The sequence below is a fragment of the Sinorhizobium chiapasense genome (assembly GCF_045277575.1).
In the GTDB taxonomy this organism is placed as follows: domain Bacteria; phylum Pseudomonadota; class Alphaproteobacteria; order Rhizobiales; family Rhizobiaceae; genus Ensifer; species Ensifer chiapasense_A.
Genome location: NZ_CP144205.1, coordinates 2,125,214 through 2,143,665, shown reverse-complemented (window position 1 = coordinate 2,143,665; position 18,452 = coordinate 2,125,214). Strand labels below are relative to the sequence as shown.

At 64.3% G+C, this 18,452-nt stretch carries 12 protein-coding genes; 5 read left to right on the top strand and 7 right to left on the bottom strand.

Features of this window, described 5'->3' with window-relative positions:
• Positions 1-4: 4 nt before the first annotated feature.
• From QM996_RS10475 to QM996_RS10465, 3 genes are all read right to left on the bottom strand, one after another.
• On the bottom strand, positions 5-2,614 hold the full coding sequence (locus QM996_RS10475) for an ATP-dependent helicase (RefSeq protein WP_500270288.1): 2,610 nt from the start codon (positions 2,612-2,614) through the stop codon (positions 5-7).
• A gap of 186 nt (positions 2,615-2,800) precedes the next feature.
• Complete coding sequence (locus QM996_RS10470; RefSeq protein WP_500267418.1) at positions 2,801-3,208, bottom strand: carboxymuconolactone decarboxylase family protein; 408 nt, start codon at positions 3,206-3,208, stop codon at positions 2,801-2,803.
• Between the two features lie 57 nt (positions 3,209-3,265).
• Entirely contained in the window at positions 3,266-4,087 is an 822-nt protein-coding gene (locus QM996_RS10465) for a cyclase family protein (RefSeq protein ID WP_500267417.1), read from the bottom strand.
• 320 nt (positions 4,088-4,407) lie between these two features.
• Here QM996_RS10465 and QM996_RS10460 point away from each other — a divergent pair, with 320 nt between their 5' ends.
• Together QM996_RS10460 and QM996_RS10455 are read left to right on the top strand one after the other, a co-directional pair.
• Positions 4,408-5,589 (top strand): efflux RND transporter periplasmic adaptor subunit, encoded by a 1,182-nt coding sequence (locus QM996_RS10460; RefSeq protein ID WP_500267416.1) that lies wholly within the window; start codon positions 4,408-4,410, stop codon positions 5,587-5,589.
• Positions 5,586-8,723: an efflux RND transporter permease subunit gene (locus QM996_RS10455; RefSeq protein WP_500267415.1), complete on the top strand. Its 3,138-nt coding sequence runs from the start codon at positions 5,586-5,588 to the stop codon at positions 8,721-8,723. Before QM996_RS10460 ends, QM996_RS10455 begins: the two co-directional genes overlap by 4 nt.
• Positions 8,724-8,748: 25 nt before the next feature.
• Here the strand turns inward: QM996_RS10455 and QM996_RS10450 are convergent, their stop codons facing one another.
• Positions 8,749-9,183: an anthrone oxygenase family protein gene (locus QM996_RS10450; RefSeq protein WP_500267414.1), complete on the bottom strand. Its 435-nt coding sequence runs from the start codon at positions 9,181-9,183 to the stop codon at positions 8,749-8,751.
• Positions 9,184-9,548: 365 nt separating this feature from the next.
• On the opposite strand from QM996_RS10450, the gene QM996_RS10445 reads away from it, so the two are divergent.
• The 3 genes from QM996_RS10445 (at position 9,549) to QM996_RS10435 (ending at position 16,630) form a co-directional block, all read left to right on the top strand.
• On the top strand, positions 9,549-10,955 hold the full coding sequence (locus tag QM996_RS10445; RefSeq protein ID WP_500267413.1) for an FAD-binding oxidoreductase: 1,407 nt from the start codon (positions 9,549-9,551) through the stop codon (positions 10,953-10,955).
• 244 nt (positions 10,956-11,199) lie between these two features.
• Positions 11,200-14,919 carry an AsmA family protein gene (locus QM996_RS10440; RefSeq protein ID WP_500270287.1) on the top strand — a complete coding sequence of 1,240 codons (3,720 nt, stop codon included), beginning with the start codon at positions 11,200-11,202 and terminating at the stop codon, positions 14,917-14,919.
• 373 nt (positions 14,920-15,292) lie between these two features.
• Positions 15,293-16,630 (top strand): TadE/TadG family type IV pilus assembly protein, encoded by a 1,338-nt coding sequence (locus QM996_RS10435; RefSeq protein ID WP_500267412.1) that lies wholly within the window; start codon positions 15,293-15,295, stop codon positions 16,628-16,630.
• Between the two features lie 80 nt (positions 16,631-16,710).
• Here the strand turns inward: QM996_RS10435 and QM996_RS10430 are convergent, their stop codons facing one another.
• From QM996_RS10430 to QM996_RS10420, 3 genes are all read right to left on the bottom strand, one after another.
• Positions 16,711-17,412: a hypothetical protein gene (locus QM996_RS10430; RefSeq protein ID WP_500270286.1), complete on the bottom strand. Its 702-nt coding sequence runs from the start codon at positions 17,410-17,412 to the stop codon at positions 16,711-16,713.
• Positions 17,413-17,673: 261 nt separating this feature from the next.
• Positions 17,674-17,910 (bottom strand): ribbon-helix-helix domain-containing protein, encoded by a 237-nt coding sequence (locus QM996_RS10425; protein ID WP_500267411.1) that lies wholly within the window; start codon positions 17,908-17,910, stop codon positions 17,674-17,676.
• Between the two features lie 278 nt (positions 17,911-18,188).
• Positions 18,189-18,401 (bottom strand): DUF4169 family protein, encoded by a 213-nt coding sequence (locus tag QM996_RS10420; RefSeq protein ID WP_500267410.1) that lies wholly within the window; start codon positions 18,399-18,401, stop codon positions 18,189-18,191.
• Positions 18,402-18,452 lie beyond the last annotated feature (51 nt).

Sequence of the window (18,452 nt, the reverse complement as noted above, 5' to 3'; positions counted from 1 at the left end):
CGCCTCACACCTTCTCGACAAATCCATCCAGCACGCGCTTCTGGCCGGCGCGGTCGAAGTCGATGGTGAGCTTGTTGCCTTCGATCGCGGCGATGTTGCCGTTGCCGAATTTCATGTGGAAGACGCGGTCGCCGACCGAGAAGCGTGAGGGTTCGGCGGTCGTCGATTTGGCCACCAGTTCACCGTCGATGGTGCGGCCGCGCGGGCCGCTTTCGCCGTAGCCGATGCGCTCGACCGCGTGGCCGGAGCGGGTGCCCCAATTGTCGCGGGTGGCGTCGGAGCGGTGCTGCTGGGCGCGCTTCCAGCCGGGGGTCGCGTAGGAGTTCTGGAAAGGATCGGCCTTGTCGAAGCGCGACTGGCCGTAACCGCCGCGGCCATAGCCGCCATAGGACTGTTCATTCTCGGCCACGTCGACATGGGCAAGCGGCAGCTCGTCGAGGAAGCGCGAGGGCATGGTCGACTGCCAGAGGCCGTGGATGCGGCGGTTGGAGACGAACCAGATGTGGCAGCGGTGCTTGGCGCGGGTGATGCCGACATAGGCGAGGCGGCGTTCTTCCTCGAGGCCGGCGCGGCCGCCTTCGTCGAGTGCGCGCTGGTGCGGGAACAGGCCTTCCTCCCAGCCGGGCAGGAAGACCGTGTCGAACTCCAGGCCCTTGGCCGAGTGCAGCGTCATGATCGACACGGCATCGAGGTTCTCGTTCTGCTCGGCATCCATGACGAGCGCGACGTGCTCAAGGAAGCCGCGCATCGACTCGAAGGCTTCCATCGAGCGGATGAGTTCCTTCAGGTTTTCCAGCCGTCCCGGGGCTTCGGCCGTCTTGTCGGCCTGCCACATGGCGGTGTAGCCGCTCTCGTCGAGGATCTGCTCGGCAAGCTCGGTATGCACAGTCGTCTCAAGCAGGCTCTGCCAGCGGCGAAAATCGGTGACGACATCGAAGAGGGCCTTGCGCGCCTTCGGCTTCAGCTCGTCGGTCTCGATGATCTCCGAGGCTGCCGCCAGCATGGGAATATCGCGGGCGCGGGCATAGTCGTGCAGCGTGCGTACGGTGGTATCGCCCAGGCCGCGCTTCGGCGTGTTGATGATGCGCTCGAAGGCGAGGTCGTCGGCCGGCTGGCAGACGAGGCGGAAATAGGCCATGGCATCGCGGATTTCGAGGCGCTCGTAGAAGCGCGGACCGCCGATGACGCGGTAATTGAGGCCGAGGGTGACGAAGCGGTCTTCGAACTCGCGCATCTGGAACGAGGCGCGCACCAGGATCGCCATGTCGTTCAGATTGTGCTTCTGGCGCTGGAGCTGCTCGATCTCTTCGCCGACGGCGCGAGCTTCCTCTTCGGAATCCCAGGCGGCGTGCACCTGCACCTTCTCGTCATCCGGATCGGTGCGGTCGGTAAAGAGCGTCTTGCCGAGGCGGCCCTCGTTGTGGGCGATCAGGTGACCGGCAGCGCCGAGGATATGCTCGGTCGAGCGGTAGTTGCGCTCGAGCTTGATGACCTTGGCACCCGGGAAATCCTTCTCGAAGCGCAGGATGTTGTCCACCTCGGCGCCGCGCCAGCCATAGATGGACTGGTCGTCGTCGCCGACGCAGCAGATGTTGACGCTGGATTGCCCCTCACCCCGGCCCTCTCCCCGTTCTGACGGGGAGAGGGGGGCCGTAGAGCGTGCCGCTTGTCCCTTCTCCCCGTCTTGCGGGGAGAAGGTGGCCGACAGGCCGGATGAGGGGGACCCCGCAGGGGAGAAGGCCGGCTTGCGGCCCGGCCGCTGCGCCAAGAGCCGCAGCCACATGTACTGCGCCGTATTGGTGTCCTGATACTCGTCGACGAGGATGTAGCGGAACTTGTCGTGATAGTCCTTCAGCACGTCCGCATGCATGCGGAAGATGCGGATCGGGTGCAAAAGCAGATCGCCGAAGTCGCAGGCGTTCAGCGTCAACAGCCGGTTCTGGTAGGCGGCGTAGAGTTCGCGGCCCTTGCCGTTGGCAAAGGCGCGGGCGTCACCCTCGGGGATCTGGGCGGGGTCGAGCCCCTTGTTCTTCCAGCCGTCGATCATGCCGGCAAACTGCTTGGCCGGCCAGCGCTTGTCGTCGATGCCTTCGGCCTGGATGAGCTGCTTGATCAGCCGCACCACGTCGTCGGTGTCGAGAATGGTGAAATCGGAGCGCAGGCCAACGAGCTCGGCGTGGCGGCGGAGCAGCTTGACGCCGATCGAGTGGAAGGTGCCGAGCCAGGGCATGCCTTCGACCGCATGGCCGACGAGCACGCCGATACGCTCCTTCATCTCGCGCGCCGCCTTGTTGGTGAAGGTCACGGCAAGGATCTGCGAGGGGAAGGCGCGGCCGGTGGAAAGGATGTGGGCGATGCGGGTCGTCAGCACGCGGGTCTTGCCGGTGCCGGCACCGGCGAGAACGAGCACCGGACCATCGAGCGTTTCGACCGCTTCGGACTGTTCCGGGTTGAGGCCTGAGAGATAATCCGGGCGCGGCTGGGCGCGATCGCGCGCCGCCATGGCACGCGCGGCGATGCCGCCCGTGGCCGGGATACCTCCGGTGGCTGGCGGCTGCTTGCGCGGCGCCGGCTCCTCGTCGAAGAAAGGAATGTCGTCGAAACCACTCATCATGCGGCTCAATGTAGTGATTCGGTGGGGAAAGGCCAGAAAGGATGTTCTTCTTTTATTCCGTTTTCTGCGCCAGCCGCACCAAGCCTGTGGAAAGACAGGCGATTTCGAGACCGCTTATTCTTGGACGCTGGTTCGTTTCTCGCATGTCGTTATCGCAAGACCGCTGCACACTTTTGCGCGACATGCTTATTCAGCCGTTTTGTCGAAGACGGCATCGACCGGCACCTGCAGCGCGGTGGCAAGCTGGTTGGTGCGGGCGGCAAGCGAGATCACCCGGAGCAGGTCCGCATGCTCGGCATCGTTCATGCCCTTCGCCCTTGCCGCCGCCGTGTGGGAATGGGCGCAGTAGCCGCAGCCATTGGTGACGGAAACGGCGATATAGAGCATCTCCTTTACCAGCGGATCGAGGGCAGAAGGCGTGGCCATCACCGCCTTGACGTCGCGCCAGGTCTGCTCCAGCAGATCCGGGTCGAAGGCGAGCCACAGCCACATATTGTTGATGAAATCGGATTTGCGCGTGGCGCGGATATCGTCGAACACGGCCTTGACGCGTGGGTTCGCTTCCGGGTCCTTCGGCGGGGCAACGGTACTCATGGGCTTCCCTGCGTGGTGTTGCCGGCGGCCTTGCACCGTCGGATTGAAGAATGGGGATCAGGCAAGGGCAAAGACGCGCGCCGGGCCGCCGGTGCCGCCGCGGTGCTTCGGCGCACCGAGGATGAGCGTCGCGCCCTTCACCGGCAGCTTGTCGAGATTGGCGGCGGCTTCGAGGCCCCAGCGGCCCTCGGGCAGCCAGGCATAATGCGTGGCGAAATCGGGCGAGGGGCCGTGGTCCAGCGAAAGCGTATCGACGGCGATGCCGGCGGCCTTGCTCTCTTCGATGAGATATTTCGCAGCCTCGACGTGAAAGCCGGGAAAATGCAGCTTGCCGCTGCCGTCGGCGTTGCGGAATTTCTCCGTGCCCATATGCGCGCTCCAGCCCGAGAGCATGGCGACGCAGGCGTTTTCCGGGATCTCGCCATTGGCGGCGATCCAGGTCTTGAGATCGTCGGGCGTCACCTGCGCGTCTGCATCACCAGATGCCTTTTCGCGGATGTCGACGATGCAAAGCGGCACGACGAGCTTTTCCACCGGCAGTTCGGCGACCGAAAGGCCGTCGGCGGAAAAGTGCAGCGGCGCGTCGACATGGGTGCCCGTGTGTTCGTTCACCCGCAGTTCGAACAGGTTGAACTTGTCCTTGGCGTAGTTGAACTTCTGTTCGCGGAAGAACTGCTGCTGACCGAAGAAGGTCGGAAAATCCTCGTGCAGTTCGTGGGTGAGATCGGTGACGCTTGTGTGCCCCTGAGCCAGGGCCGGGGGCGCGAGACCGGTGCTCGCCGCGGCGAGGCCGGCGGTTCCAACGGCAGCGGCTTTGAAGAAGCTGCGGCGCGAGAGCATGCGCTCCTTCACCGTTTCCATCACACAGGCATCACACATCTTTCTTGCTCCCCTTCAAGAAACTGAAAAAACCAGACGGCGAAATCGCTCGAAGAAAGCGGCCGGCGGTTGCAGGATAGCGCGTCCGAAGTCGCTGTAAATGCCGGCTCGTGCAGGAAATCGCGATTGGCGGCGGGGACCGTGGGGCCACTGCGCCGCGCGTCATCATGCCGCCACCAAATTCGCTTTTATTACAATTGCGTAATGATGCCATTCCGTCATTGCCCCGACGCGCGCGAACAGGGATACTCCGCGCAATCGGAACGAACCGCCGGCCGTGCCGCGCTGGGGCGTGTTTTTTGCTTTATCTGGAGATTTGAATGCGGGTTTGGAAACAGCTTGCGGTGAGCGCCGCTGTGCTTCTCGTGGGCGTGACCGCCTGGGTGCGGTTCGTGCCCGGCGCAGGTGAAACGCTCGCCGCCATCGGCGTTTCTCACCCGCTGATCGATGCCCTGTCGAAACCCACGACCGGCGGCGGCCAGGGCGGCGAACGCAATGGCGGTCGTGGCCAGGGCGGCGGCGCGATCCTGGTGATGGTTCGCCCCTCGGCAACATCAGTCGTCAACGACCGGCTGAACGCCATCGGCAACGGCGAGGCGATCCATTCCGTCAGCGTCACGCCGACGGCGACCGGCAATCTCACCGAAATCCTCGTGCGCTCGGGCGAAAAGGTGGCGGAGGGTCAGGTGATCGCCCGGCTCGACAGCGACGACCAGAAGATCGCCGCCGACCAGGCGCGGCTGACGCGCGACAGCGCGCGCGAAAAGATGGAACGCTACCGCAACCTCAGCACCGCGCGGGCGGTGACCGCGGTGGACGTGCGGGATGCCGAAATCGCGCTGCAGGCGGCGGAGCTGGCGCTGAAGACTGCCGAGCTTGACTTGAAGCGCCGCGATATCGTCGCTCCGTCCAAGGGCGTCGTCGGCATCATCACCGTCAATGTCGGCGACTACGTCACCACGACGACGCCGATCGCCGTCGTCGACGATCGCTCGGAGATCCTCGTCGATTTCTGGGTGCCGGAGCGCTTCGCCAACAAGATCACCGTCGGCCAGCCGGTCACCGCCTTTGCCATCGCCCAGCCGGGCAATCAGCTCGACGGCGCGATCCACGCGATCGACAACCGGCTGGACCAGGCAAGCCGGACGCTCCGCGTGCGCGCACGGCTCGAAAACCCCGAGGATACGCTGCGGGCCGGCATGTCCTTCTCCGTGACCATGGCCTTTGACGGCGACACCTATCCGACGGTCGATCCGCTGGCGATCCAGTGGAGTTCGGAAGGCTCCTACATCTGGCGCGTTGTCGGCGATAAGAGCGAGAAGGTGCCGGTGAAGATCATCCAGCGCAATCCCGACAAGGTGCTGGTGGACGCCGCACTTTCCGAAGGCGACGAGATCGTGACCGAAGGCGTGCAGCGCCTGCGCAACGGCGGCGAAGTCCGCATCGCCGGCCGTGAGCGCAAGCAGGATGCCGCCCAGAAGGTTGCGGAGGAAACCAAGTGAGCGGCGGGGAAGGGCACAGCAAAGCGTCCGCCCGCGAGCGCGGCAAGACCGGCTTTACCGCACTCTTCATCCGCCGGCCGATCTTCGCGCTGGTGGTGAATACCCTGATCGTCGTGGCCGGCCTTGCCGCCTGGAACGGCATCGAGATCCGCGAACTGCCGCAGGTCGACCAGCCGGTGATCTCGGTGACCACGACGCTCGATGGCGCGGCACCGGAGACGATGGACCGCGAAGTGACCTCCGTTGTCGAAGGTGCCGTCTCGCGCGTGCAGGGCATTCGCGACATCTCCTCGACGTCGACCTTCGGCCGCAGCCGCGTGACGCTGCAATTCTCCGACACGACCGACATCGGACAGGCCTCGAACGACATCCGCGATGCGCTCGGCCGGGTGCGCAACCAGTTGCCCGACAATGTCGACGAACCGAGCATCGTGAAGGCCGATGCCGACAGCCAGCCGATCATGCGGCTGGCGCTGACCTCCGACACGATGAGCATGGAAGACATGACGCTGCTCGTCGAAAACGAGATCAGCGACCGGCTGGCAGCGGTGGAAGGCGTTGCCGACGTCGCGGTCTATGGCGACCAGGAGAAGATCTTCCGCATCGACCTCGACCAGGCGAAGCTCGCCGGGCGCGGGGTGACGGTGGCAAACCTGCGCACGGCGCTGGCAAACGCCTCCTACGACGTGCCGGCCGGCAAGCTGACCAGCGCCAGCCAGGACATCTCGGTTCGCGCCACCGCCGACCTGCAGACGCCGGAGCAGTTCGAGAACCTGATCCTCGTCAACAACGTGCGGCTGCGCGACGTCGCCACCGTGACGCTCGGTCCGGATACGGGCACGACGGCGCTGCGCTCCAACGGCCGCCAGGGCATCGGCCTCGGCATCGTCCGCCAGGCGCAATCGAATACGGTCGATATCTCCGAGGGCGTTCGCAAGGTCGTCGATACGATCCAGAGTGAGATCCTGCCCGAGGGCACGCAGCTTCGGATTACCAGCGACGACGCGGTCTTCATCAACGGCGCCATCCACGAGGTGGAGATTGCGCTGGTCGTCGCGGTCTTCATCGTGACGCTGGTCATCTACCTGTTCCTGCTCGACTGGCGGGCGACGCTGATCCCGACCATCAGCATGCCGATCGCGCTGATCGGCACGGTGGCAGCGATCTATCTCGCCGGCTTCTCGATCAATATCCTGACGCTGCTGGCGATCGTGCTGGCAACCGGGCTTGTCGTCGACGATGCGATCGTGGTGCTCGAAAATATCGTGCGGCGGCGCGCCGAAGGGCTCGGCCCGCGTGCGGCTGCCGTGCATGGCACGCTCGAGGTGTTCTTCGCGGTGCTGGCGACGACGGCGACGCTTGCCGCCGTCTTCGTGCCGCTCTCCTTCCTGCCGGGGCAGACGGGCGGTCTCTTCCGCGAGTTCGGCTTCGTGCTTGCCTTCTCGATCCTGTTATCGTCTTTCGTGTCGCTGACGCTCTGCCCGATGCTTGCCTCGCGCATGCTGACGAAGGAAACGCATACGGTGCCGGGGCCGATGGCGCGGTTCGGGGCACGCGCCGCCGGCTTCTACCGGGTGACGCTTCGCGCCTGCCTCAACTCGCCGGTGATTGTCTTCGTCGTCGCCGCCTTCTTCACCGCCATGGGTGCGGCCGGCTTCCTGACGCTGAAATCGGAACTGACGCCGAGCGAGGACCGCTCGCAGGTGATGATGCGGATCAACGCGCCGCAGGGCGTTTCGCTCGAATACGCCCAATCCCAGATGCGCCGCATCGAGGACGGCCTGCAGCCGCTGGTCAAGTCCGGCGAGATCGACAACATCTTCTCGATCTCGGGCCAGGGCGGCTCGGTGAACAGCGGCTTCATGGTGCTGACGCTCGCCTCCTGGGAAAAGCGTGACCGCACCCAGCAGGAGATCGTCGCCGACATCAACAAGGTGACGGCCCGCATCCCCTCGGTCCGCGTCTTTGCCATGCAGCCGAACAGTCTCGGCATCCGCGGCGCCGGCAGCGGCCTGCAGGTGGCGCTGGTCGGCAACGACTACAACAAGCTCGGCGACGCGGCGGCGAAACTGGTGCGCCAGATGGAGGACAGCGGCCGCTTCGAAAACGTTCGCCTCAATTACGAGGCCAACCAGGCGCAGCTCTCGATCACCATCGACCGCGAACGGGCCTCCGACATGGGTGTCGACATCGGTGGTCTAGCCTGGGCGCTGCAGGCGATGCTCGACGGAAACAGTGTCGTCGACGTCTATGTCGATGGCGAATCCTATCCGGTGAAGCTCTTATCCTCGACCAATCCGGTCAACGACCCGACGGATCTGCAGAACATCTTCCTCAAGGCCGGAGACGGCAAGATCGTGCCGATGTCGACGATCGCCAGCGTCGAGGAGATGGCGGTGGCGCCGCAGCTTTCGCGGGAATCGCAGCTTCGCGCGGTATCGCTGTCTGCCGGCCTCAAATCGGACCTGGCGCTCGGCGAAGCGCTGACCATGGTCGAGCAGATGGCCGAGCCGCTCTTGCCGCCGGGGTCGCGCATCATGCCGCTCGCGGAAGCGGCGACGCTCAACGAGAACGCCAATGGCCTCTTCGTCACCTTCGGCTTCGCCCTCGTCATCATCTTCCTGGTGCTGGCCGCCCAGTTCGAGAGCTTCGTCAGCGGCCTCATCATCATGTCGACGGTGCCGCTGGGGCTCGCCTGCGCGGTCTTCGCCATGATCATGACCGGTAACACGCTTAACATCTACAGCCAGATCGGTCTGGTCATGCTCGTCGGCATCATGGCGAAGAACGGCATCCTGATCGTCGAATTTGCCAACCAGTTGCGCGATCGCGGCCAGGACGTGCGTTCGGCAATCGAGAACGCCGCCAATATTCGCCTCCGCCCCGTGATGATGACGATGATCGCCACCATCGTCGGCGCGGTGCCGCTGGTGCTGGCGAGCGGCGCGGGTGCCGAAGCGCGCATCGCGCTCGGCTGGGTGCTGGTCGGCGGTCTCGGGCTGGCGGTGATCGTCACGCTCTATCTGACGCCGGTCGCCTATCTCGTCATTGCCCGCTTCACCAAGCCGCATGCGGACGAGGAGCGGAAGCTGCACGAGGAAATGGAAGCGGCAGCGGCGCTGGAGGCGCACTGAGTCGGCAGCTGGGGTCCGCTCTGCGCTACAGTTCGAGCGCGGCGGCAATGAGAAAGATCGTTGCCGCCAGGCCGCCAAGTGCGGTTCGCCCGGCATGGAGCCTGCCCCAGCGCTTGAGCAGGCTGCGGCTTTCCTCGCCGGTCTCCTCCGGCCGCGTTGCCTCCAGCTTGCGATTGACCGGCATCACGAAGAACAGCGTATAGGGCCAGTTCAGGATGATGATTGCGGCACCCATGCCCCAAAGCACATGGCCGGTCCTTCCCCAGGCGGCGGCGCCGAGCAGGCCGGAGACAAGGGCAAGTGTTGCCTGCATCTCGAAGGCGCGGCGGTAGGAAGGAACCCATTGCGCCAATGCGGCGCGATCGTCGAGATGGAGCCTTGCGGGCTGTTCGGCGAGATTGATGTAGATGGCGGCGCCGAAAAAGATCGACGCGGTGAGCAAAGCGGTGAGACCCAGCATTGCCTCTCTCCCTTCACGCCAACATGATAATCCAACGCCGGCAATTTGAGCAGGTGTTTTCTGCGCTCTCGCCCTCATAGGTGGACCCGGATCCCTTGAAACTGATTCCGATTTCGCTGGCAGCGCCTTGAAATCGAATCGCTTTTGAGGTCTGCCGCGCTGAAAAATTTGCTATTTTCCCCGCTCTGATACGGTCTTGTGACACTCCGGTCTCACGTCAGGCGTTTTCCTGCGTTAGCCTGGCAGTCAAGAGCGCGAGCGTCTGGACAAAGTGAATCCGATTTGCACAGTAGCGCCTTGAAATGACTGCGCTTCCAAAGCATCGCTTCGGGAGTGCCGTGCATGCAACAGGAAGGGCGTTTTCCGTGGCATTGAAGGCGATCAGAGCTGGCGTGAGGAACGAGGCCGGCATTACGGCGGCAAAGCAGGAATTGGCCGACCGCTTCGGCGACCGGTTCCAGACGGGCGAGGCGATCCGCGCCCAGCATGCCCACACCACCACCTACATTCCGGCGCAGCTTCCCGATGCGGTGGTGTTTGCCGAAAGTGCTGAAGACGTGCGCGAGATCGTTCGGATCGCCGCCCGGCACAAGGCGCCGCTGATCCCCTTCGGCACCGGGTCGTCGCTCGAGGGCCATATCAATGCGCCGCATGGCGGCATCTCGGTCGATCTTGCCCGCATGAACAGGGTGCTGGAGGTCAATGCCGAGGATCTCGACTGCCGGGTCGAGCCGGGCATCACCCGCGAGGAGCTCAATACCTATCTGCGCGACACCGGCCTCTTCTTCCCGATCGACCCCGGCGCCAATGCCTCGATCGGCGGCATGGCCTCGACGCGGGCTTCGGGCACCAATGCGGTGCGCTACGGCACGATGAAGGACAATGTACTGGCGCTGACGGTGGTGACGGCCGATGGGCGCGAGATCCGCACCGCCCACCGGGCGCGCAAGTCTTCGGCGGGCTACGACCTGACGCGGCTTTTCGTCGGCGCGGAAGGCACGCTCGGCATCATCACCTCGATCACGCTCCGGCTGCAGGGTATCCCGGAGGTGATTTCCGGCGGCGTCTGCCCGTTCCCGACGATCGAAGACGCCTGCAACGCGGTGATCCTCACCATCCAGTCCGGCATTCCGGTGGCGCGCATCGAGCTTCTCGATGCGCTGCAGATGAAGGCCTGCAACGGCTATTCCGGCCTCTCCTACGCCGAAACGCCGACGCTCTTCGTCGAGTTTCACGGCAGCGCCGAAAGCGTCGAGCTGCAATCGCGCCAGTTCGGCGAGATCGCGTCGGAGTTCGGCTCGACCGGCTTCCAGTGGACGACCAATCCGGAGGAGCGGGCGCGGCTCTGGAAGGCCAGGCACAATGCCTATTGGGCGCAGAAGAGCCTGATCCCGGGCGCCGCTATCCTGTCGACCGACGTCTGCGTGCCGATCTCGCGGCTCGCCGATTGCGTCGTGGCGACGCAAGAAGACAGCGCCGCCCACGGACTGACCGCGCCGATCGTCGGGCATGCGGGCGACGGGAACTTCCACGTCGGCCTGCTGTTTGACGACACGGACGCGGCCGATGTGGCGCGGGCCGAGGCTTTCGTCGAGCGGCTGAATGCCCGGGCGCTCGAAATGGATGGAACCTGTACCGGCGAGCACGGCATCGGCCAGGGAAAGATGCCGTTTCTCGAGGCCGAGCTCGGCGACGCGCTGGACCTGATGCGGCAGGTCAAGCGTTCGCTTGATCCGGACAATATCTTCAATCCGGGCAAGATCTTCGCCTGAGGCGGCCCCCCGCGCGAGGGCGTCAGGTTTTGGCCCAATTTTTCGGGCAATGCGCCGGCGCCAAAGTGTGGTACTGCATAGTTCCGAAGTCGGAATCGACCCCGAACGAATTATGCGGCAAATCAGGGTGCCAGGGCGCGAGCCACTGGCGCTCAAGTGACGTGCGGCGCGTAAACGCGCCGATGAACTGAATGGGAATGTAGGCACGGTGCTTTCGCGAATTCTGCTTGCCGTCGGTGGACTTGTGGTCGTTGCGCTCTTCGCGGCGCTGATCGCCCCGTGGTTCATTGACTGGACGGATTTTCGCAAGGAGTTCGAGCGCGAGGCGAGCCGCATCATGGGCAAGCCGGTGGTCGTGCATGGCAGCGTCGATGCGCGGCTGATCCCGTTCCCCACCGTGACGCTTAATGATGTGCGCGTCGGCGCCAGCGAAGACGGTGAGCCGCTGATTCAGGTGGCGCAGTTTTCCATGAGCGCGGAACTGGCGCCGTTCCTGAGCGGCGAGGCGCTGATCTTCGACATGCGGCTGGACCGGCCGAAGGCCAAGGTGCGGCTGCTGCCTGACGGCACGCTCGACTGGGCGCGCGGTCGCCGCACTTCGATCCCGGCCAAGACCGTCGTGCTTGAAAACGTCGAGATCACCAATGGCCAGATCGAGTTCATCGACGAGCAGACCGGCCGCACTCGCCGTGTCAGCGGGCTTGCCGCCGATGTTTCCGCCCGTTCGCTCGCCGGTCCCTGGAAAGTGGAGGGGCGCGCGGCGCTCGACGGCGAAGCCGGCAGCTTCTCCCTTACCAGCAACGAAGTGGACGCAGCCGGTGCGCTCAGCCTCAAGGCGCGCGTAACGCCCGACAAGCGCCCCTTCGGCGTCGAGACCGACGGCGCATTGAAGATCGTCGATTTCAAGCCGGTCTACAGCGGCCGCTTCACCCTGACGGAAAACCGGCAGGGCGAGGACAAGGATGACGACCGGGCGCCATTGCGCATCAATGGTGACTTCCAGCTCACCAACGAAAGCATCCGCGTCCCGGACTATCGCTTCGAGGTCGGTTCGACGGATGATCCCTATGTGGTCACCGGCGAGGCGACGCTCGATACCGGCAAGGATCAGAAGTTCCTGCTGATCGCCGACGGCCAGCAGATCGACGTCAGCCGGATCGGCCCCAATCGCAACGCCAAGACCGGCCGTGACCCGGCGATCTCCATGCGCCAGCGGCTGGAGGCGATGCTGACGATTGCGGCCGAGATTCCCATCCCGCAGGTGCCGGGCCGCGCCAGCCTGAAGCTGCCGGCGATCGTCGTCGGTGACACGACGGTTCGCGACGTGCGCATTGACGTCCAGCCCGATGGTGCCGGCTGGGTGATCGACAACGTCGTCGCTCTGCTGCCGGGGCGCACGCAGCTCGAGGCCAAGGGGCGGTTGAACCTCAAGGGGCAGCGCAGCTTCCGCGGCGACCTGCTGCTTGCCTCCAACCAGCCATCCGGTCTTGCGAACTGGCTGGCAGGCTCGGTCGATCCGGCAATCCGCAAGCTGAAGACCGCCGGCTTTTCGGCCAAGGTGAACCTCACCGATACGCTGCAGCAGTTCGAAAACCTCGAACTGGCGGCCGGTGAAGCGAGCCTCAAGGGACGTCTCGAAAGGCAGTCCTTTGCCGAGCAGCAGCCGAACCTCTCGCTGCAGCTCAAGGGCAACCGCATCGATTTCGAGGCGCTTCAGGCGCTGACCGGACTGGTGGCGGGCGACGCCTCCACCGATACGCTGCTGCAACACGCCATCGCTGCCGACCTTTCGGCCGACGAGTTCTCCGCCTTCGGTGAAGAGGCCAAGGACGTGCAGGCGGTGCTGACGCTGAAGAACGGCCAGCTCCAGGCCGAGCGCGTGGCGATCGGCTCGCTCGCCGGCGCCCAGCTCGCTTTCTCCGGCCGGGCCAGCGGCGATCTGGAAAAGCCTGTCGTCTCGGCCAAGATGAAACTCGCCGCCAAGAACCTGGCGCCGTTCCTGGAAATGGTCGGCCGGCACGCGGTCAACCATCCGGCGCTCAGGCAGCTGATCAAGGCTGGACCCTATTACAGCGACGCGGCTTTCGACGTGACGCTGACGGCCGGTAACAAGGAAGGCAATGCGCCGGCGACTTTCGGCATATTCGGCACGGCGAACGGCACCAAGATCGCCGCCAGCTACCAGGCGCCGGACATGGCGCAGGCGCTGACCGGCAAGGCGATCCTGCTGGAAGCGACGCTCGAAAATCCTGAAACCCGCCTGCTTCTCGGTCAGACCGGTTTCGATCCCTTGCCCTTCGATGCGGACGCCAACGGCATTCTCTCGGTCAAGCTGCAAAGCACCGATGGTTCGAAGGCGAACGGCACGGTGACCTTCACCACCGAGAAGTCGTCGCTGGCTGCCAAGGGCAATGTCGATCTTTCACGCGACCACTTTCTCGAAGGCCAGGCGAAGATCACGCTCCAGACCCAGGACATCGAGCCCTATCTGCTCCTGCAGGGCGTGGCGCTGCCGCAGATGGGCAGCGGTCTGCCGCTGACGATCTCGGCCGATGTCGCGGCAAGTCCGGAGGCGATCGCGCTGACGGCGGTCGAGGGCAAGGCGGACAACAACGGCTTTACCGGCACCTTGACGGTGGACCGCAAGACACCTGGTGCTGCGACCGGTCAGCTCACCGTCGACACGCTCGACCTCGCCTGGCTGGGCGAGGGCATCCTGGGCCCGGTCGAGGATGCGAACGGCGCGTTCTCGAAGAGCGCCCTGGCGCAGCCGGCCTGGACCGGGCTCAACGTCGCACTTGACGTACAGGCGGGAAAATTCTGGCCGGGCGTCTATGGCGCGGTCACCAGCTTTGCCGGCAAGATGGAATGGAAGGGCGACGAGATTTCCCTGACCGATGCCACCGGCGACTGGCTGGGCGGCAAGCTCGCCGGGCGCGTGCAGGTCGGGAACGCCAACGGCTCCGGCTTCCTGCGCTCGCGCCTGGACGTCAAGGGCGGCGACCTCGCGCAGGCGGGTTGGACCCATTCTGAAGCCCCGGTGGCGACCGGGACGTTCGATCTCTCCGTCGCGCTGGAAGCATCGGGCGCGACAGCGGAGGCGATGGCGCATTCGGCCAGCGGCTCCGGTACGGCAACCTTCAACGGCCTGACGTTGAACGGCATCAACAGTGCCGCTCTTCCGCCATTGATTGCCGCCGCCGATGGCCAGAAGACGCAGATTTCCGCGGATAGCATCCGCAGCGCGGCGGAAGCGGCCGTGTTCTCCGGTCAATCCGTGGTCGGCGTCGTCAAGGCTCCCTTCAGCATCGCCGGCGGCGTGCTGAGGGTGCAGAACGTCACGGCCGGAGATGGTAATGCCGCCTTCATGGGCGGAGCCGCGCTCGACCTTGCGGCCGGCCGGATCGATGGCGGCATCGACCTGACCTTCCGCCCCGGCGAGGAGGCGCTTGCCGGGGCCGAACCGCGCGTGCGGATCGGCTATGCCGGCCTCATCGAGGCGCCGGGCGTCAGCCTCGACGTCGCCGATCTGGCCAATTTCCTGTCGCTGCGCGCCTTCGAGCGCGAGCGCCGGCGGGTCGAGATCCTGCAGGCGAACGTGCTGGAGAAACAGCGGCTGCGCCGTGAAGTGGCACTTTACAAGGCGAAGGCGGAAGCACGTGACCTCGAACGGCGACGGGCCGTTGCCGAAGAACGCCGGCGTGCCGCCGGGGCTGCGGAAGCAGCCCGCGTCAAAGCCGAACTGGAAGCGCGCGCCGCGGCTGAGCGAAAGGCTGAAGCCGAACGGCAGGCCGAAGCGGCACGCCGGGCGCAACAGGCGCCGTGGGGCATGCGCGGTGCCGGCGGGGAGCAGCAACCGATCGCGCCGCAAGGTGGGCCCGACGGTGCCCAAGGCGGCAGCTCCGGGCGGCCAGCCGGCCAGAAGCTGAACTTCGAAGTGCTGCCCGACATCACGGTGCAGTAACCGGCACTCAAATCCGAACCGATCTGCGCGCCTCAGCAGCGCCTTTCGCGCCCTGCGCCCCGCCAATCCGGCGCCGCGTTGCGTGGCAGGGCCTCCTATGCCCAGACATGCGCGCGCGACCGAATATCGTCGATGCTTCCGGATTCCGCTGGGGATTAAGGCCCTCGCAGCAGCGATTTCGACAAAGTTTAACGATTTCTGAAGCCATTTCTCTACGTTTGGTCGCTAAATTAGCAAGATGTTTTGGAGCGCAGGGAGGGGCGCGGCCGATTGGCCGCTTCTAGCTCCAACTCATTGGAATCGATGACGTCTCTTGTTTTGGGGCCATGTGGCTCCGAAGTCGTCGTGATCTGCTGAGGGGCAACGAAGCAAGATGCTAAGCAAACTGAAGAACAAGCTCGTCCGCATGCTTGAGGACGAAAGCGGCAACTTTGCCGTCATGACAGCCCTGGTGATGATACCGCTGTTTACGGCTGCTTCCATCGCCATCAATCTCGCCCGCATCAATCTCGAGTCCGCCAAGATGCAGGACGCGCTCGATGCGGCCGCCTTCTCCGCGGTCAAATCCTATGGAGAAGGGGAAGATGAAGCCCAGGCGAAAGACCTGGCGAACAACACCTTCTTTGCCAATTTCGGCGTGCCGGAGATCGTCGACGAGATCGGGTCGGGGGGAAGTTCGACGCCGGTGGCGGCACAGGCAATCAAGGTCGCTTTCGGCACGGCTGGCGTGGAGAGCACGGCGACGGCCACCTATGAGCTCAAGTATGCTCCGCTCTTCTGGGGGCTTCAGCCCTATACGATCGACCGCGCAAGCGTCGCGGCGCGCATGCCGGGAAGGGAAGCGTGCATTCTGGCGCTTCATCGGACCGCAACCCGGGCGTTCGAAGTGAGCGGCAGTGCCAGCGTCGATACGTCCGGCTGTACCATCACGTCGAATTCGAGCGATGCCCAGTCGATCTATCTCAGTGGTTCGGCCAGCTTGAAGGCCGAGTGTCTTTACGCGGCCGGCAAGGTATCGGCGACGCTGGCCCATCTCGAGCTCGCCTGCGGCAAGGCGGTGGAGGATGTTTCGCCGATCCTGGATCCGTTCCGGTTCAAGAAAATGCCGACGACGGGGAGCTGGGTGAGCCTCGCCGGATGCGGACAGAACTTCGTGGCCGGCGGTGGCGGCAATGGCAACTGCAACGGCACGAGCAAAACGCCGAACAACGCACCCGTCGGCTATACTGTCGAACTGAAGCCCGGCACCTATGGCGGTCTGGAAATCAAGGGCAAGGTTCTCTTGCGGCCGGGCGCCTACATTATCGACGGCGGTGTCCTGAAACTTGCCAGCCAGTCGGTGCTCACGGGTGAGGGCGTCACCTTCTTCCTGATGAACGGCGCCCAGCTCGACATTCACGGCGGCTCGACCTTCAAGATCACGCCATCCCTGACGGGGGACTGGGCCGGTTTCTCGATCGTCGCCGCCCGGAACAATACGGCGACCGCGACGATCAACGGCAACAGCGCCTCGTCGCTTGCGGGCATCATCTACATGCCGGCATCACGCGAGATCCAGTATGCCGGAAGTGGTTCCACCGGCGGCGAATGCGTGCGCATCGTCGCGCAGGAGATCACCATGATCGGCAACAGCAGCTTCAAGCTCGATTGCAAGGCGGAGCTCGCGAACAACACCATCAACAACCCCGGTGCCATTCGTCTGGTCAGATAGGCTGCGGCCAATCTCGCCATACGACGTTAAACCCGGTTGCAGGGCAACCGGGTTCTTTTTGCGCGAAGGCTCAAGCCGTTTCAGAAGCGTATGGCAAGGCCGAGGATCGGGCCCTGTTGAACCACGTCGAAGATAAAGCCGTCATTGTCGTAGTCGACGCCGAGTGCACGGTAGCCGGCAATCGCCGAGATCGTGTCGTTGAAGCGATAGCCGAGGCCGAGGGCCACATCCCAGTCGATGTCGGCACCGCCGCCGCCGACGAGGCCCCAGCCGGTCAGGTAGATTTCCGGCGTCAGATAATAGGCGCCGCGCAGGCCCACCATGCCGTCGACCCAGGTCTTGCCGTCGTCGCGGCTGACACCGTCAAGCGGACCGCCATGGAAGGAGATGGTGGTATCGACCGACCAGACCTTCACGCCGCCGACCACGTCCAGGTTTGATTGCTGATCCTGGAACACCGTGTAGCCGACGGCGACGAGGCCGGCGAAGGTCTCCGAGTCGACATCCACAGTGTCGGTGAAAATTCCGCGCGCCTTACCGTCGCCGGAAAGCTTCGAGTAGATCAGATCGGTAAAGATGCTGAAGCGATCGTTCCGCGCTTCGCCGATCGCCATGGCGGCGAAATCGAGATTGCTCCAGATGTCGCCGAAGTCGGAATCGATGTGGACGGTCGGCAGGCCGAACTGCGCCGTGTCGCCGGAGAGCCCGGCGATCCAGAAATAGGGGGCGAAGGTGAATTGCCAGCCGCTCTCGGTTTCCTGGACCGGTGCCGAAGGGGTCATCAGCGGTGTGATGTCTGCTGCATTGGCCGGTAGAAAGGGCACCAGGCTCAGGCAGGCCGCAAGGCCCAGTCGCGTAGAGATACTCATGAAATGCTCCCCTCTGAGACGGCAGCACTAGCCGTCTCTCCATGGGACATTTTTATATAAGCCTGCCCGAAAACAACTGAATTCGATCGATGATGGGGGTCGCGAAGGGCAAAACCGGCCGGGCTGTTGCAAGGCGCACACAATCAGGCCGTGCGGGTAGGCTATTTCTCGCCGTCAGGCCCCGTCGGGCGAAGATGCCAGAATCTTCGCCTTCAACCATTCGAGCACATAGACACGCAGAGCCGACGAAAGATTGCTGTCTGGGCCGCGCTGGTCGTCGATCTCGGCGATGAGTTGGGCAAGCGGCATCGCCCTTGCCGCGGCGATTTCCTTCAGCTCCTGCCAGAAGGCATCCTCAAGCGAGAAGCTGGTGCGGTGGCCGTGCAGGGTCGCGGAGTGCTTACGGATCATCGTCCGGTCTCTGTATCAAAATGACTTTGGGGCGGATTGCGCGCACCCCCTTATAAATTGGAACAGGATGCCGGCGAAAAATCGCCGCACGCGGCGCTCCGGAATCGATTCACCTGAAGCGCATCGCGATTCGCGCCTTGCGCTTGAAGTTTGATATTTCGCATGTCGTTATCACAAGACCGCCGCACGCTTTTGCGCGACATGCTTCCGTTGGCATTTCGATTCGGAAAGCGGCCGCAACTCCTTGCTCCGGAATCGCTTTCTTCGAGGAGGGCGGCTCAGTCCTTGCCGTCGCCGCCTTCGTCCTTGGCCGGCCGCTCCAGGCGGCCCTGGTCGAGGCGGGTCTCCGCCTTGTCGTTCAGCGCCTTGGTCAGGGATTTTTCGGCCTTGGTGCGGCCGAAGGAGATGCGGTTCTGTTCGGCCTGCTTTTCCTTTTCCGTGCGCTCACGGCGCTTGCGGAACTGGCGCAGATTGACGACGTCGCCGGTCATGACCCGAGGCTCCTTCAGCCGGCTGCAATCAAAGAAACATGCAGTCGATGG

What these genes read in the sequence shown, in the direction of transcription:
- QM996_RS10475 (WP_500270288.1), bottom strand. Translation starts at nt 2,614, where the DNA reads ATGATGAGTGGTTTCGACGACATTCCTTTCTTCGACGAGGAGCCGGCG.
- QM996_RS10470 (WP_500267418.1), bottom strand. Translation starts at nt 3,208, where the DNA reads ATGAGTACCGTTGCCCCGCCGAAGGACCCGGAAGCGAACCCACGCGTC.
- QM996_RS10465 (WP_500267417.1), bottom strand. Translation starts at nt 4,087, where the DNA reads ATGTGTGATGCCTGTGTGATGGAAACGGTGAAGGAGCGCATGCTCTCG.
- QM996_RS10460 (WP_500267416.1), top strand. Translation starts at nt 4,408, where the DNA reads ATGCGGGTTTGGAAACAGCTTGCGGTGAGCGCCGCTGTGCTTCTCGTG.
- QM996_RS10450 (WP_500267414.1), bottom strand. Translation starts at nt 9,183, where the DNA reads ATGCTGGGTCTCACCGCTTTGCTCACCGCGTCGATCTTTTTCGGCGCC.
- QM996_RS10435 (WP_500267412.1), top strand. Translation starts at nt 15,293, where the DNA reads ATGCTAAGCAAACTGAAGAACAAGCTCGTCCGCATGCTTGAGGACGAA.
- QM996_RS10430 (WP_500270286.1), bottom strand. Translation starts at nt 17,412, where the DNA reads ATGACCCCTTCGGCACCGGTCCAGGAAACCGAGAGCGGCTGGCAATTC.
- QM996_RS10425 (WP_500267411.1), bottom strand. Translation starts at nt 17,910, where the DNA reads ATGATCCGTAAGCACTCCGCGACCCTGCACGGCCACCGCACCAGCTTC.
- QM996_RS10420 (WP_500267410.1), bottom strand. Translation starts at nt 18,401, where the DNA reads ATGACCGGCGACGTCGTCAATCTGCGCCAGTTCCGCAAGCGCCGTGAG.